General features: G+C 71.7%; 11 protein-coding genes. 6 read left to right on the top strand and 5 right to left on the bottom strand.

All coding sequences use genetic code 11. From position 1 onward, the window contains the following. Window positions 1-116: 116 nt before the first annotated feature. Together WFQ05_RS04685 and WFQ05_RS04680 are read right to left on the bottom strand one after the other, a co-directional pair. Window positions 117-959, bottom strand: a complete 843-nt coding sequence (locus WFQ05_RS04685) for an SAM-dependent methyltransferase (protein ID WP_337052887.1) — start codon at window positions 957-959, stop codon at window positions 117-119. A gap of 55 nt (window positions 960-1,014) precedes the next feature. Beyond that, window positions 1,015-1,821, bottom strand: a complete 807-nt coding sequence (locus tag WFQ05_RS04680; RefSeq protein WP_337052886.1) for an NAD(P)H-dependent oxidoreductase — start codon at window positions 1,819-1,821, stop codon at window positions 1,015-1,017. Between the two features lie 55 nt (window positions 1,822-1,876). Here WFQ05_RS04680 and WFQ05_RS04675 point away from each other — a divergent pair, with 55 nt between their 5' ends. The 3 genes from WFQ05_RS04675 to WFQ05_RS04665 all read left to right on the top strand — a co-directional run bounded on the left by WFQ05_RS04675 (window position 1,877) and on the right by WFQ05_RS04665 (window position 6,311). Then, entirely contained in the window at window positions 1,877-2,779 is a 903-nt protein-coding gene (locus tag WFQ05_RS04675) for a LysR family transcriptional regulator (RefSeq protein WP_337052885.1), read from the top strand. A 395-nt stretch (window positions 2,780-3,174) separates the two neighbouring features. Beyond that, window positions 3,175-5,388 (top strand): M1 family metallopeptidase, encoded by a 2,214-nt coding sequence (locus WFQ05_RS04670; RefSeq protein ID WP_337052883.1) that lies wholly within the window; start codon window positions 3,175-3,177, stop codon window positions 5,386-5,388. An 8-nt stretch (window positions 5,389-5,396) separates the two neighbouring features. Continuing rightward, on the top strand, window positions 5,397-6,311 hold the full coding sequence (locus tag WFQ05_RS04665; protein ID WP_337052881.1) for a hypothetical protein: 915 nt from the start codon (window positions 5,397-5,399) through the stop codon (window positions 6,309-6,311). An 88-nt stretch (window positions 6,312-6,399) separates the two neighbouring features. Here the strand turns inward: WFQ05_RS04665 and WFQ05_RS04660 are convergent, their stop codons facing one another. Continuing rightward, complete coding sequence (locus tag WFQ05_RS04660) at window positions 6,400-6,567, bottom strand: oxidoreductase-like domain-containing protein (RefSeq protein ID WP_130514981.1); 168 nt, start codon at window positions 6,565-6,567, stop codon at window positions 6,400-6,402. 232 nt (window positions 6,568-6,799) lie between these two features. Here WFQ05_RS04660 and WFQ05_RS04655 point away from each other — a divergent pair, with 232 nt between their 5' ends. Further along, entirely contained in the window at window positions 6,800-8,275 is a 1,476-nt protein-coding gene (locus tag WFQ05_RS04655) for a SulP family inorganic anion transporter (protein ID WP_131658661.1), read from the top strand. 40 nt (window positions 8,276-8,315) lie between these two features. Here WFQ05_RS04655 and WFQ05_RS04650 read toward each other — a convergent pair whose 3' ends face one another. After that, entirely contained in the window at window positions 8,316-8,846 is a 531-nt protein-coding gene (locus WFQ05_RS04650) for a M48 family metallopeptidase (protein ID WP_337053247.1), read from the bottom strand. Between the two features lie 85 nt (window positions 8,847-8,931). Here WFQ05_RS04650 and treA point away from each other — a divergent pair, with 85 nt between their 5' ends. Beyond that, complete coding sequence (treA, locus tag WFQ05_RS04645) at window positions 8,932-10,557, top strand: alpha,alpha-trehalase TreA (protein WP_337052880.1); 1,626 nt, start codon at window positions 8,932-8,934, stop codon at window positions 10,555-10,557. Window positions 10,558-10,682: 125 nt separating this feature from the next. Next, window positions 10,683-11,045 carry a response regulator gene (locus tag WFQ05_RS04640; RefSeq protein WP_205956125.1) on the top strand — a complete coding sequence of 121 codons (363 nt, stop codon included), beginning with the start codon at window positions 10,683-10,685 and terminating at the stop codon, window positions 11,043-11,045. On the opposite strand, the gene WFQ05_RS04635 is transcribed toward WFQ05_RS04640, so the two are convergent. Beyond that, the gene (locus WFQ05_RS04635) at window positions 11,042-13,897 is read right to left on the bottom strand and encodes a PAS domain-containing protein (protein WP_337052879.1); all 2,856 of its coding nucleotides are present in this window, start codon (window positions 13,895-13,897) and stop codon (window positions 11,042-11,044) included. The two genes, WFQ05_RS04640 and WFQ05_RS04635, sit on opposite strands and share 4 nt — an antisense overlap. Window positions 13,898-14,055 lie beyond the last annotated feature (158 nt).

Raw genomic sequence — 14,055 nt, 5'->3', positions numbered from 1 at the left:
GGCTCCTCCGCCGGGACCACGCGGACAGGCGCGCTGGTGCGGCGATAGGAAGACCGAAAGCGCGCTCGGTCCAGGCCAGCCCTGCCACGCGGCCGGCGCGACCGCAGGTGTGCGGCCTAGCGCCGAACCGCCAACACACCGTCCAGTGCCAGCTGCGCCTGGAAGCCGGCCTTCTCCAGGCGCCGGGCCACTTCCCGCGGGACGTCGCGGCCGCTGGTCAGCTTGTTGGGGCTGCCGGTGTAGTGGAACAGCCGGCCGCCGCGCTTGAGCACGCGCGCCAGCTGGTCGTAGAAGGTCTGCGCGTACAGCTCGCCGGCGATGCCGAAGCGGGGCGGGTCGTGCAGTGCCGCGTCGAAGGCCGCATCGGGCAGCGCGGCGATCTCGCGCGAGACATCGCCCTGCTGCAGCTGCAGGCGGCCGCCGGCTTCGGCCGAGTCCGGGTCGGGCGACCACGGGTTGAGCGTGCGCAGCCACAGCACGCTGTCGTTCTTCTCGAACGAGACGATGCGCGCCACGCCGTCGGCCAGGCAGCACGCGGCGAAGTAGCCCAGCCCGCCGCAGGTATCCAGCACCGTCTTGCCGCGCGGGGCGACCAGGGCCACCTTGCGACGCGCGTCGTCCAGCGGCGACGCCTTGGACGTCGGCAGCATCTTGATGCCATCGATCTCGAAGGTCGGCACGTCCCACGGCGTGGGCACCAGCTTGATCAGCGCACCGGCGAAGCGCGACACCGGCACGAAGTCCTCGCCGTCGAAGTAATACAGCGTGCGATCGCGCGTCTTGCCCGGATACGGATAGCGCATGCCGCGCCATTCCCAGTCGGACGCGCCGAGGCGCGCGGTGCCGGTGGAGCGGCCCAGGTCGAGCGAGCCCTGCCATTCGGACAGGCCGGCATCGCGCGCGGCGATCAAGGCCGTGGCGGTGGTCTGGGTGAGCAGCGGTGCGGTGGAGTGGGGCACGTCACGGCGCGACAGCGGGAGCGGGCCGGCATCGTACCCGACAGGCGCCGAGGGCTCAGGCCGGGTCGGCGTCCAGGTGCACGGTCAATCCGCTGCGTCCGGGCGCGAGGTGATCGGCCAGCACGTGGCGGTCCGGGTAATCGCCGCCGTTCTGCGGGCGAAAGGGAAGGGGGGCGTCATCGAACAGGCGCTCGACTCTGGTTTGCCAGGCCGCCGTCGCTTCGGCCACGCGGATCGCATCGAGCCGGCCGGTGTCGTAGACCGCGAAGCTGGGAAGCACCTGCATGCCCGGGAAGAACAGGGTCCCGTGCGTGATCGGGAACAGCAGTTCCTCGAGCGGCCCGTTGATGCCGCGCGGCCCGTAGTCCGCTTCCGGCCCGCCGACGCAGACGCCCAGCAGTGCGCGCTTGCCCGCCAGTCCCCCTTCGCCATAGCGATACACGTTTCCGGCGCCGCGATAGCCGTAGGCGAGGCCGAAGGCCCAGACCCGTTCGATCCAGCCCTTCATGATGGCCGGCATGCCGAACCACCACAGCGGGAAGACGAGAATCAGCGCATCGGCCGCCATCAGCTTGCGCTGCTCGGCCTCGACATCCGGCGACTGATGCCCGTTGGCGAAGGCGTGGCCCGATTCCTGGACGAAGGACAGGCGCGCCGCGTCCAGGCGATCCGGGAAGTCGTCCGCGTCGAACACCGCCTTCCAGCCCATGGCGTAGAGATCCGAATGCTGCACGGTGTGGCCCTGGGCCAGGAGCGTGGCCGTTGCGGTGTCGGCCAGGTGCCGGGTCAGGGAAGTCGGTTCGGGGTGGGCGTGGACGATCAGCACGTTCATGGCGGTGGGCACGGCAAGCGAGAAGCTCACCGTAGGCCTGGCCCCGCTATAGTGGAAATGAATCCTGCCAATGCCAGCTATAGCCATGCACGATCTGCGGCGCCTGGACCTCAACCTGCTGGTCACGCTGGATGCGCTGCTGGCCGAGCACAACGTCACCCGCGCCGCGCATCGCCTGCACCTGTCGCAGCCTTCGGTCAGCGTGCAGCTGGCGCGGCTGCGTGAACTGCTTGGCGATCCGCTGCTGCTGCCCGGTCCGCGCGGCATGCGCCCGACCGCGCGCGCCGACGCCCTGCGTGAGCCGCTGCGGGCCGCGCTGGAGGCGTTGGGCCAGGCGGTGGCGCCGCCGGCACCGTTCGACCCGGCCACCGCGACGCGGACCTGGCAGCTGGCCGCGAGCGACTACGCCGCTTCGACCATCGTGTTGCCGACACTGGCCGGCCTGCGCAGCGCCGCGCCCGGCACGCGACTGGCGGTGCGTGGGCTGGTGCCCCAGCAGATCGTGCAGCAGGCCGAGGCGGGGCAGATCGATCTGGCGTTCCACACCGTCGAGGGCGCGCCGGAGGGCATGCGTCAGCGCATCCTGTTCGACGAGCGCTATGTGCTGGTCGGCCGCGCCGGCCATCCGGGCCTGAAGCGGCGGCCGACGCTGGCGCAGTTCTGCAGGCTGGATCAGGTGATCGTCTCGCCCGACGGCGGTGGCTTCCACGGGCCGACCGACGCGGCGCTGGCGGCGCTGGGCCTGAAGCGCCACGTGGCCTTGTCGGTGCCGCATTTCCTGTTCGTGCTGTCCGCGCTGGTGCGCACCGACCTGGTGGCGATGCTGCCCGAGCGGCTAGTGCGCGGACATCCGGCCCTGCGCGTGGTGCCCGCGCCGCTGGCCGTGCCCGGCTACCGGATGGCGATGCTGTGGCACGAACGCGTGCACCGCGACCCGGCCCACCAGTGGCTGCGCGCACAGGTCGTGGCGGCGGTCGTAAAGCCTTAGCGCGTGTCGTGTGCCGTTGAGCGAAGACGCCCAGCGAAGCCTCACCGTTCTCCCAGTCTTCGGCAGACGCCGCCCCTCCCCTTTCGCGAAGCGAAGGGGGGAGGCCGGGAGGGGGTGCTTCTGCCTTTGCTTTGCCTTTGCTTTGCCTTTGGCTTTGGCTTTGGCTTTGGCTTTGGCTTTGCTTGCGCTCTTGCTCCCCCGCGAAGAGCACCCCTCCCCCTCAGTCGCTAGCCGCGACTTCGAGCTCCCCTTGGCCTCCGGCCAAAGGGAGGGGGCTAAGAGCTGCCAGTCGCACCCCCGCGCTCGCGCGCCCCCGCCGGGTTGCCAGGATCGGGCCAAGCCTTACCATCGTGTCATTAAACCGGCCCGCCTTGAGGCCGGCTGGGGACGTGGGGATGCACAAGCGCGGATGGGCCAGCGGGGTCGGACTGGCGCTGGCAGGGTGTGCGGCCTGGGCGCTGGCCCAGGCCATGCCGACGCCCACGGCCGTCGCGCCGCAGCCGGTCGCGGTCGCCGCCGATGGCATCGCCTTGGCCGGGGCCGACGCCGGCGCGGTCAGCACCCCCAGTGCGCCCGACGCCTGGGGCGGGCCGCGCACCGGCCGCGAACCAACCCTGTCCGACCGCGTGGTCGACTACCGCATCAAGGTGCGGCTGGACGCGATCACCCACACCCTCGACGGCCAGGAGCGGCTGACCTGGCGCAACCGCAGCGCGGTGCCGGTGCGTGCGGTCTATCTGCATCTGTATCTCAACGCCTTCCGCAACACCGGCAGCACCTTCTTCCACGAGAAGAACGACCTGGGCCTGAGCTTTCGCAGCGACGTGCCGGTGCGCAAGGACGGCTGGGGCTGGATCGACATGACCAGCGTGCGCCAGGGCGGGGCGGCGGTGCGGCAGACCTTCGTCCAGCCCGATGGCGGTCCGGCTACCGACATGACCGTGGTCCGCCTGGACCTGCCCCAGGCGGTGGCGCCGGGACAGAGCACGACGCTGGACATCGACTTCGCCGCGCAGCTGCCGCGGGTGATCGCACGCACCGGCTGGTTCGGCAGCTTCCATCTGGTGGGGCAGTGGTTTCCCAAGATCGCGGTGCTGGAGCTGCCCGGCGAACGGGGCGCCACCGCGCCGCGCTGGAACGCGCACGAGTTCCATCTGGACAGCGAGTTCTATGCCGATTTCGGCAGCTACGACGTCACCCTGGACGTGCCCTCGGACTATCGCGTCGGCGCCACCGGCGTGCTGCAGGGTGCGCCGGAGACCTTCCACCAGCGCACGCGCTACCGCTACGTGCAGGACGACGTGCACGACTTCGCCTGGACCGCCGACAAGCGCTTCGCCACGCCGCTGCGCGGCACCTGGACCGGGCCGGGCAGCCCGAAGGTCGCGGTGCAGGTGCTGTATGCGCCCGAATACGTGGCCAGCGCCGGGCCGGCGCTCAAGGCCACGCAGGACGCGCTGACGTATTTCTCGCGCACGCTGGGGCCGTATCCGTATCGCTCGGTGACGGTGGTGATCCCGCCGTACAACGCCGACGAGGCCGGGGGCATGGAGTACCCGACCTTCTTCACCGCCGAGGGCTACGCCAAGGTGCCGCCCGGCTCGTCCACCGCCGCCTCGCTGGACTTCGTCAGCATCCATGAGTTCGGCCACGGGTATTTCTACGGGATCCTGGCCTCCAACGAGTTCGAAGAGCCCATGCTGGACGAGGGCCTCAACGAGTTCTGGGACCAGCGCATGCTGCGCGACGGCCACCGCCGCTACGACCTGCTGCCGCCGTGGTTGAACCGGCTGGGTGTGCACCTGCGGGTGACCGATCCGTTCGAGTTCGAGCGCCTGGGCGCGCAGGTGGACGACCCCAGCGATCCCACCGGCGCCAGTTCCTGGAACCGGCTGGACACCAGCGGCTATGTCTCGGTGTACTCGCGCACCGCCACACTGATGCGCGACCTGGAGGCGGAACTGGGCCGGCCGGCGCTGGAGCGGGCGTTCAAGGACTACTACGCCACCTGGAAGTTCCGCCATCCCTCCATCGCCGACCTGCGCGAGTCGCTGGCCGTCTCCACCGGCAGGCGCGCCCTGATCGAGCGCGCGTTCGCCCAGCAGGTCTACGCGGTGAACAAGCTCGACGACAGTCTGGCCGATTTCACCAGCGAGCCGGTCGCGCCGCTGGCCGGGCGCGTGGTCGAGGGCGGCAAGGCGGTCACGCGTGGCGAAGAGGAGACCGACGCGCTGGCCGATGCGCGCACGGCCGCCTGGCACAAGGCGCATCCGGATGCGGCGTCCGAGGCCGGGCCGTTCGCCTGGCGCACCACGGTGAGCGTGCGCCGGCGCGGGGCGGCGGTGCCGCAGACGCTGGTGGTGACCTTCGCCGATGGCAGCACGCGCCGCTTCGACTGGGACGATGCGCTGCCGTGGAAGCGCTGGAGCTTCGTCGACCCGCGGCGTGCGGTCTCGGCGCAGCTGGATCCGCAGCAGCGGCACCTCCTGGACGCGGGCAAGCTCGACGACGGCAGGCGCATCGACGGCGACCACGCCGCGGCGCGGCGCTGGAGCGCCGATGTCCTGGCCTTGCTGCAGGCGCTGCAGGCCGCGCTGGTGAACCTGTGAGGCGCGCGATGACCGATTTCCATGGGCTCTCGGTGCTTGCGCGCGGTGCGATCCGCGCGCTGCACTGGCGCGCGCTGCTGCTGTGGTGGGCCAGCCTGTCGCTGGTCGCCCTGGTCGCGGCGCTGCCGCTGTATGCGCTGCTGGATGCGCAGCTCAGCCACGCCATCGACGCGCCGCGCTACGCCCACGCGCTAAGCCTGCTGGCGCTGGGCGAGGTGGTCGGCGGCGCGGCCAAGGACCGCGGGACGGTCTGGGGCGTGCTGGCCGCGCTGTGGGGCACGGCGCTGCTGTGGCCGTGGCTGACCGGGGTGATGGTGGCGGCGGTACGGCTGGGCCGCCGCGTGCGGCTGTTCGCGCTGGCCGCCGAGGGCATGCGCGAGTACGGCCGCCAGCTGCGCCTGATGCTGTGGTCGCTGCTGCCGCTGGCGCCGTTCGTGGCCGCCGGCGTGTGGCTGGTGCACGTGGCGCGCGAGCGCCGGTTCGACGCCGTGCTCGAGTCCACCGTCCACTGGACCGAGCGCGGCGCGCTGCTGGCCGCGGTGCTGCTGTGCCTGGTGCCGTACCTGCTGACCGAGCTGACCCGCGCGCGCATCGCCGCGCGCGACGACAGCCGCTCGGTGGTGGTGCACTGGTGGCGCGCGCTGAAGCTGTACCTGCGCCGGCCGCTGGCGACCTGGGCCTTGAGCCTGGCGATCCTGGTGCTGGGCGCGCTGCTGATCGCCGCGCTGGGCTGGCTGCGCATCGCCGCCTCCGGTGCCGGTTGGGGCGCCTGGTGGCTGGCGCTGGGCGTGACCCAGCTCATCACCCTGGCGGGCGGCTGGCTGCGCCTGGCGCGCCTGCAGGTGCTGGCGCAGCTGGTCGACGACGACGCGACGCGGCGGGCGATCGAGGCCGAGGCCTGGCGTTACGACGAGGCGGCCTGATCGGCATGCCACGCTCGCGCGCGGCGACGCTGCGGTCGTCGCGCAGGTGATCGCGCGGCGGTAAAGCCAGCGAGGCGCCTGGTCTCGATCAGCTGTCGGCTTCGGGATGGCGCGCGCGCCAGGCGGCGAGCAGTTCGCGGTAGCGCGTCATCTCCTCGGCGTGCAGGTCGTACACGCAAGGGTCGCAGCCGCTGTCGCAGCAGTCGCTGGGCAGCGGCGGTTCGGGCGGAACGGGGCGAGGATCGTCTTCAGGCATGCGCCGATTATCCCGCACCCGCTGTGCCGGGGCGGCGACCAGGCACCTGTGCCTCCGGCGCGGCCACGATGCAGTGGGACAGCTCGCAAGGCGCGCGCGATCCGGCGCTCCGCGTGCGGCCTGCGGGACGCGCGATCGTGCGCCGGCCATGCGCGCTTGGCACAATGGGGCGCCCCGTCCCCTGTCCGACCGCGCTGAATCCGCGCGCGGCGCGACCGTTTCCAGGTTCTTCATGTCGCTGCTCTCCTCTGAACTGGCGCAATGGCGCCGCAGGCCCCTGCGCGAGCTGCTCGCCGGCGCGGTCGCCACCTTCGCGCTGATCCCCGAAGTGATCGCGTTCTCCTTTGTCGCCGGGGTCGATCCGCAGGTGGGGCTGTACGCCTCGTTCGTGATCTCCATCGTGATCGCCTTCGCCGGCGGGCGCCCGGCGATGATCTCGGCGGCGGCCGGCTCGGTGGCGCTGGTCGCCGCGCCGCTGGTGGCCGCTCACGGCCTGCCCTACCTGCTGGCGGCCGGCGTGCTGGCCGGGCTGATCCAGGTCGTCTTCGGCCTGCTGCGCCTGGGCGTGATGCTGCGCTTCGTCAGCTCCTCGGTGCGCACGGGCTTCGTCAACGCACTGGCGATCCTGATCTTCAGCGCGCAGCTGCCTCAGCTGGCCGGCGCCGGCGTGGCCACCTGGGCGATGCTGGCGCTGGGCCTGGCGATCATCTACGGCCTGCCGCGGCTGTCGCTGCCGGGACTGCAGGCGATTCCCTCGCCGTTGATCTGCATCGTGGCGCTGACCGTGCTGGCCGCGGGGCTGGGGCTGCCGCTGAAGACCGTGGCCGACCTGGGCCAGCTGCCCACCCGCCTGCCGTCCTGGCATGGCATCGGCGTGCCGCTGGATCTGCACACGCTGCGCATCATCGCCGGCCCGGCGCTGGCCATCGCCATGGTCGGTCTGCTCGAGTCCATGCTGACCGCGCGCGTCGTCGACGAGCTTACCGACACGCCCAGCAGCAAGAGCCGCGAATGCGCGGGGCTGGGCCTGGCCAACATCGGCGCCAGCCTGTTCGGCGGCATCGCCGGCTGCGGCATGATCGGCCAGACCGTGGGCAACGTGCGCTACGGCGGGCGTGGCCGGCTCTCCACGCTGTTCGCCGGCGTGTTCCTGCTGGTGCTGATGGTGCTGCTGAAGGACTGGGTCTCGCGGGTGCCGGTGGTGGCGCTGGTGGCGATCATGGTGATGGTCTCGGCCTCGACCTTCGACTGGGGCTCGCTGCGCACGCTGTCCACCCATCCCCGCCTGTCCAGCGGGGTGATGGTGGCGGTGGTGGTGGCCACCTTGGCCTCGCACGATCTGTCCATAGGCGTGGGCGTGGGCGTGCTGCTGAGCGCGCTGTTCTTCGCGTGGAAGACCTCCAGCGCGCTGCAGGTGCGCCATGCCGAGCAGCGCGGCCGCGACGGCGCGCCGGAACATCGCTACATCGTGCAGGGGCCGGTGTTCTTCGCTTCGGCCGATGCGTTCGTCGAGGCCTTCGATCCGCGGCAGGCGGAAGGGCAGGCGGTGGTGATCGACGTGCAGGGCGCGCGCTTCTGGGACGTCACCGCGCTGGCCGCGCTGGACAAGGTGCGTGCGCGCTTCGAGCACCACGGCTGCAGCGTCCAGGTCCATGGACTGCGGGACCGCCCGCTGCTGGCCGACGGCATCGAGGACGTGGCGGGGTAAGGTGCGGCCCAGGCCCCAACCGGATCGCCAGTGACACGGATCAGGCCTGGCCCAGCTCCAGCTGCGTCAGGTACAGGCGCAGGTCGAACTCCAGCTGGTGGTAGTCGGCGCTCATGTGGGTGCACAGCTGGTAGAAGGCCTTGTTGTGGTCGGCTTCCTTCAGGTGCGCCAGTTCGTGGGCGACGATCATCTCCAGGAACGGCGCCGGCGCGTCGCGGAACACGGTGGCGATGCGGATCTCGCGGCTGGCCTTGAGCCGGCCGCCCTGCACGCGCGAGACCTGGGTGTGCGTGCCCAGTGCGTGCTTGACCACCTGCAGCTTGGGGTCGTAGACGACCTTGTGCAGCGGCGTGCTCTGGCGCAGGTAGCGCTCCTTCATCGCCTGGGTGTAGTCGTAGAGCTGGCGGTCGGTGCGCACGGCGTGGGCGGTGTCGTAGCGGCGGGCCAGCACCTGGCCCAGCTTGCCGGCGTCGATCAGGGCGCGGACCTGTCGCTGGAGGGGCTCGGGATAGCCGGCGAGGTACTTGAGCGGCGTCATGGCGCACACGATACCGCCGCGGCGCGCGGCCATGCGGCAGCGCGGCGTGACCGCCACGCGGGGCTGCGGTCCGATTGGCTATCTTCGTCGTCTTCTTCCTCGAACCCAGGAGCCGCGCATGGCGCCGCGCCACCGTGTCACCGCCTGCCTGCTGACCGTCGCCATCGCCTTGGGGCTCGCCGCCTGTGCCACGCCCTCGGCGCAGGTGGCGCAGGCCCCCACCGTGGCCAGGGCCGCCGCGCCGGCCACGCCGGACCAGCTGTATCCGCAGCTGTTCGAGGCGGTGCAGATGGGCCGGGTGTTCGAGGACCAGAAGCACTTCGTGGACATGACCGTGCGCGGGGAGCCGGCACGGGTCGAGGCCGAGTACCTGGCCGCGCGCGGTCAGCCGGGTTTCGATCTGAAGGCCTTCGTCGCGGCGCACTTCGACGAGGATCCGCCGCTGCAGGTGCCGAAGCTGGCCCAGGACACCGATCTGCGCGGCCATATCGACGCGCTGTGGCCGGTGCTCACGCGCAGCTTCCGCCAGGTGCCGCCCTACAGCAGCGCGCTGCCGCTGCCGGAGCCGACGGTGGTGCCGGGCGGGCGCTTCCGCGAGGTGTACTACTGGGACTCGTACTTCACCATGCTGGGGCTGTTCGAGAGCGGCCGCGGCGCGCTGGCGCGGCAGATGCTGGACAACTTCGCCTACCAGGTCGACACCTACGGGCATATTCCCAACGGTACGCGCAGCTACTACCTCAGCCGCTCGCAGCCGCCGTTCTTCGCCTTCATGGTCAGCGAGGCGGCCGCGCAGCAGGGCGATGAGGTCCGGCGCCGCTACCTGCCGCAGCTGCAGGCCGAGTACGCCTACTGGATGCGCGGCAGCGAGGCGCTCAAGCCCGGCCAGGCCTCGGCGCGCGTGGTGCGCCTGGCCGACGGCAGCCTGCTCAACCGCTACTGGGACGACCGCGACATCCCGCGCCAGGAGGCCTGGGCGCACGATGTGGCCACCGCCGCGCAGGTGCGCGATGCGCGGCCGGCCGGCGAGGTCTATCGCGACCTGCGCGCGGCGGCCGAATCGGGCTGGGACTTCTCCAGCCGCTGGTTCGACGATCCGCAGCGGCTGGGCAGCATCCACACCACGCAGATCGTGCCGGTGGATCTCAACAGCCTGATGTACCACCTGGAGGCCACGCTGGCCGCGGCCTGCGGCCAGCAGCCCGGCGCCTGCCGCATCGACTACGCCACACGCGCCGCGCAGCGCCAGGCCGCCATCGAGCGGCATCTGTGGAACCCGGCCGGCTACTACGCCGACTACGATCTGCGCACGCGCGCCCCGCGCGACCGGGTGACCGCGGCGATGCTGTTCCCGCTGTTCGCCGGACTGGCCTCGCCCGAGCACGCCCAGCGCACCGCGGCCACCGTGCAGGCGCAGTTGGTCGGCCCGGGCGGGCTGGTGACCACGCCGGTGCGCAGCGGCCAGCAGTGGGACGCGCCCAACGGCTGGGCGCCGCTGCAGTGGGTGGCGGTCGATGGCCTGCGCCGCTACGGCCAGGATGCGCTGGCCGAGCGCATCGGGCGCGCGTTCCTGGCGCGGGTGTCCGGCGTGTTCGACGCCGAGCACAAGCTCACCGAGAAGTACGACGTGCTGGTCACCGGCCAGCGCGCCGGCGGCGGCGAGTATCCCAACCAGGACGGCTTCGGCTGGACCAACGGGGTGACCCTGCGCCTGCTGGACCTGTACCCGCCGTCGGCGCGCTGACAGCCCCGCCACGCGTCTGCGCTTATGATCGGGCCCCTTCATGCGGGGCCGGCGCGGGAGCGGAGCCGGTCCTGCGACGCCACATGTGCCTCGGACCCATGACCCAGCTGCAGGAACGACGGGTGCTGCTCGTCGACGACAACGAACTCATCCGCGAGATGGCCGCCGACGTGCTGGCCGACGAAGGCCTGCTGATCGTGCAGGCCGGCGATGCCGAGCAGGCGCTGGACCAGCTGCGCACGCAGCCGGCCTTCGACCTGCTGCTGACCGATGTGCGCCTGCCGGGCATGAGCGGGCGCGAACTGGCCGACGCGGCGCGCGCGCTGGCGCCGGCGCTGCCGGTGATCTTCATGACCGGCTACGCCGAAGAAGCGCTGGAGCGCCCGGATTTCCTCGGACCCTGCATGCAGCTGCTGCGCAAGCCGTTCTCGCTGGTCGACCTGCTGGCGATGGTGCGCGGCAGCCTGCCGCAGGCCGAGGCGAGCTAACTCGACGGGGCCAGGATCGCCTGCACGCGGCGCGCCAGCTCGGCCGCCTGGAAGGGCTTGGTCATCACCTCCATGCCGGCCTCCAGCTGGCCGGCGCCGACCGCGGCGTTGGCCGCGTAGCCGGTCACGAACAGCACGCGCAAGCCGGGCCGCAGCTGGCGGCCGGCGTCGGCGACCTGGCGGCCGTTGAGCCCGCCGGGCAGGCCGACGTCGGTCAGCAGCAGGTCGATGGGCGCGGCGCCGCGCAGGTATTCGAGCGCGGCGTGGCCGTCGGCCACCGCGGTGACGCGGCAGCCGGCCTCGCCCAGCACCTCGGCGATCAGCGCGCGCACCGGCGCCTCGTCCTCGACCAGCAGCACCTCGCCGCGGGTGTGCGGGTCCAGCGCGGCCGGTTCGACGCCGTCCGCCGCGAGGGCGTCCTCGGCACCGTCCAGGCGCGGCAGCAGCAGCTGCATCGTGGTGCCGTGGCCCAGCCGCGAGGCCATGCGCACCTGGCCGCCGGACTGGCGCATGAAGCCGTAGATCATCGACAGCCCCAGCCCGGTGCCCTGGCCGATCGGCTTGGTGGTGAAGAAGGGCTCGAACACGCGCTCCATCACCTCGGCGCTCATGCCGGTGCCGGTGTCCTGCACGCCCAGGCGCACGTACGGGCCTGGCGCCAGCTCCAGCGACGCGGCGGCCTCGGCGTCCAGCTCGATATTGTGGGTCTCGATGATCAGCTGGCCGCCTTCGGGCATCGCATCGCGCGCGTTGATGCACAGGTTGAGCAGCGCGTTCTCCAGCTGCGGCGCATCCACCAGCACGCGCCACAGCGGGCTGGCCAGCTGGAAATGCGTCTGGATCGAGGGCCCCAGCGTGCGCCGCAGGATGTCGCCCATGCCATCGACCAGCTGGTTGACGTCCACCGCCGTGGGCGCCAGCGTCTGCCGGCGCGAGAACGCCAGCAGGCGCTGGGTCAGGGAGGCGGCGCGCGAGGCGCCGGAGCGGGCCATCTCCAGGTAGCGCTCCAGCCGGTCGTAGCGGCCGGCCTCGATGCGCTGCTGCAGCAGGTCCAGCCCCATGGTGACGGCGGTGAGCAGGTTGTTGAAGTCGTGCGCCAGTCCGCCGGTGAGCTGGCCGACGGCCTCCATCTTCTGGCTCTGGCGCAGCTTCTCCTCGGCCAGCAGCAGCTCGTCGGTGCGCTCGCGCACACGCTCCTCCAGCGAGGCGGTCAGCTCGCGCAGGCGGTTCTCCGCATCGCGGCGCGCGGTGATGTCGGTGGCCGCGCCGAACCAGCCGTGCAGCTTGCCCTCGGCATCGAACAGCGGCACCGCGCGCGACAGCGACCAGCCCAGGCTGCCGTCGTTGCGGCGCACCGGATGTTCCAGCGTCAGCGGCTGCCGGCTGTTCACCGCCTCGTGGACCGCGGCGACGACCCGGTGCTGATCCGAATCGGGGATGTGCCGCGCCATCCAGCGCTCGATCGGCGCGAAGCTGTCGCGGGCCGCGCCGGTGCCAGTCAGCTGGCGCATCTGCGTCCAGTGCGCGTCGATCATGAACAAGGCGTCCGACGAGGCGCTGACCAGCGCCGTCAGGCGCGCCTCGCTGTCGCGCAGCGCGTCGATGGCCATGCGTTCGGCGGTGCGGTCGCCGAGCACCTTGACGAAGCCGATCGCCGTGCCGTCCGCGTTGCGCAGCACGGTGGTGGCGCTGCTGGCCCAGAAGCGCTCGCCGGAGCGGCGCACCTGCCAGCGCTCGCGTACCACGCGCCCGGTCTCCAGCGCGTCCAGCAGCTCGCGCTCGGCCACGCCGTTGGCGATGTCCTGCTCGGTGAACAGCCGCTCGGTCGTATGCCCGCGCATCTGTTGCTCGCTCCAGCCCAGGATCAGCTGTGCGCCGGCGTTCCAGTGGGTGATGCGCCCCTGCAGGTCGGTGGCCAGGATGGCGTAGTCGGTGGCGCTGTCGATGACCTGGCGGCTGTGCGCGTCCAGCGCGCGCATCGCGGCCTCGCCCTCGATGCGCGCGGTCACGTCCACGCCCTGCACGAACACGCCGGTGATCTGCCCGCGCTCGTCGCGGATCGGCTGAAAGACGATGTCCACGAAGCGCGGATGCACCGGCCCGCCCGGCTCGGCCCGCACCGCGTAGGCGGCGCTGTTGGCCGCATAGACCTCGCCGGTGCGGTAGACCCCATCCAGCAGGTCCAGATAACCCTGTTCGACCGCGTCGGGCAGGGCCTCGGCCACGGTCTTGCCGACCACGTCGCGGTGGTCGATCAGGCGCAGGTAGCCGGGGTTGACCACCTCGATGCGGTGCTCGGGCCCACTGAGGAAGGCCATGAACATCGGCGCCTGTTCGAACAGCTGCGCCAAGCGCTCGTGCTCGCGCGCCAGGCGCCGCTCTGCCTGGATCTTCTCGGTGACCTCGTTGGTCAGGCAGAACGCGCCGCCGACGCGGCCATCGTCCAGGTAGATCGGGGTGAAGGAGAACGTCCACCAGGTGTCCTCCGGCACGCCGTAGCGGTGCATCTGGATGTACATCTCCACGTGGCGCTCGGACTGCCCGCGGTAGGCGCTCTCGATGGGGCCGCGCACCGACTCCCAGACATCGCCCCACAGCACGCGCATCGAGGCGCCCAGCGCGCCGGGCGCGCGCGGCCCCAGGATCGGGGCGTAGACGTCGTTGTAGAGGAAGGTCACCTCCTCGCCCCAGACCATGAACATGCACTCGGGCGCATTGACCATCAGGTTGACCGCCGCGCGCAGCGGCGCCGGCCAGGTCTCCAGCGGGCCCAGCGGGGTGGCGGCCCAGTCGTGCGCGCGGATCTTGGCGGCCATGGCGCTGCCGCCGGCGGGGAACCAGGGCTGGCTCATGCCGCGTTCCTGTGTGCCAATCGCGAGCGCTGTCGGCATGAAGCGGGGGCGGGCCGGCAGCGGGGCGGGAGGAGCGGACGAAGCATGCAGGTGAAGACCGGCGGCGGGCGTGCGCCATTTCAGCACGGCCGGGCTCGGCCTGGCATGAAGTTTCGCAA

Source organism: Pseudoxanthomonas sp. USHLN014 (genome assembly GCF_037153335.1).
Classification (GTDB): Bacteria; Pseudomonadota; Gammaproteobacteria; order Xanthomonadales; family Xanthomonadaceae; genus Pseudoxanthomonas_A; species Pseudoxanthomonas_A winnipegensis.
This window is presented reverse-complemented; position numbering and strand designations above follow the sequence as displayed.

Coding starts and splice junctions, on each gene's coding strand:
- WFQ05_RS04650 (WP_337053247.1), bottom strand. CDS start 8,846: ATGGCCGCGCGCCGCGGCGGTATCGTGTGCGCCATGACGCCGCTCAAG.
- WFQ05_RS04670 (WP_337052883.1), top strand. CDS start 3,175: ATGCACAAGCGCGGATGGGCCAGCGGGGTCGGACTGGCGCTGGCAGGG.
- WFQ05_RS04665 (WP_337052881.1), top strand. CDS start 5,397: ATGACCGATTTCCATGGGCTCTCGGTGCTTGCGCGCGGTGCGATCCGC.
- WFQ05_RS04675 (WP_337052885.1), top strand. CDS start 1,877: ATGCACGATCTGCGGCGCCTGGACCTCAACCTGCTGGTCACGCTGGAT.
- treA (WP_337052880.1), top strand. CDS start 8,932: ATGGCGCCGCGCCACCGTGTCACCGCCTGCCTGCTGACCGTCGCCATC.
- WFQ05_RS04635 (WP_337052879.1), bottom strand. CDS start 13,897: ATGAGCCAGCCCTGGTTCCCCGCCGGCGGCAGCGCCATGGCCGCCAAG.
- WFQ05_RS04655 (WP_131658661.1), top strand. CDS start 6,800: ATGTCGCTGCTCTCCTCTGAACTGGCGCAATGGCGCCGCAGGCCCCTG.
- WFQ05_RS04660 (WP_130514981.1), bottom strand. CDS start 6,567: ATGCCTGAAGACGATCCTCGCCCCGTTCCGCCCGAACCGCCGCTGCCC.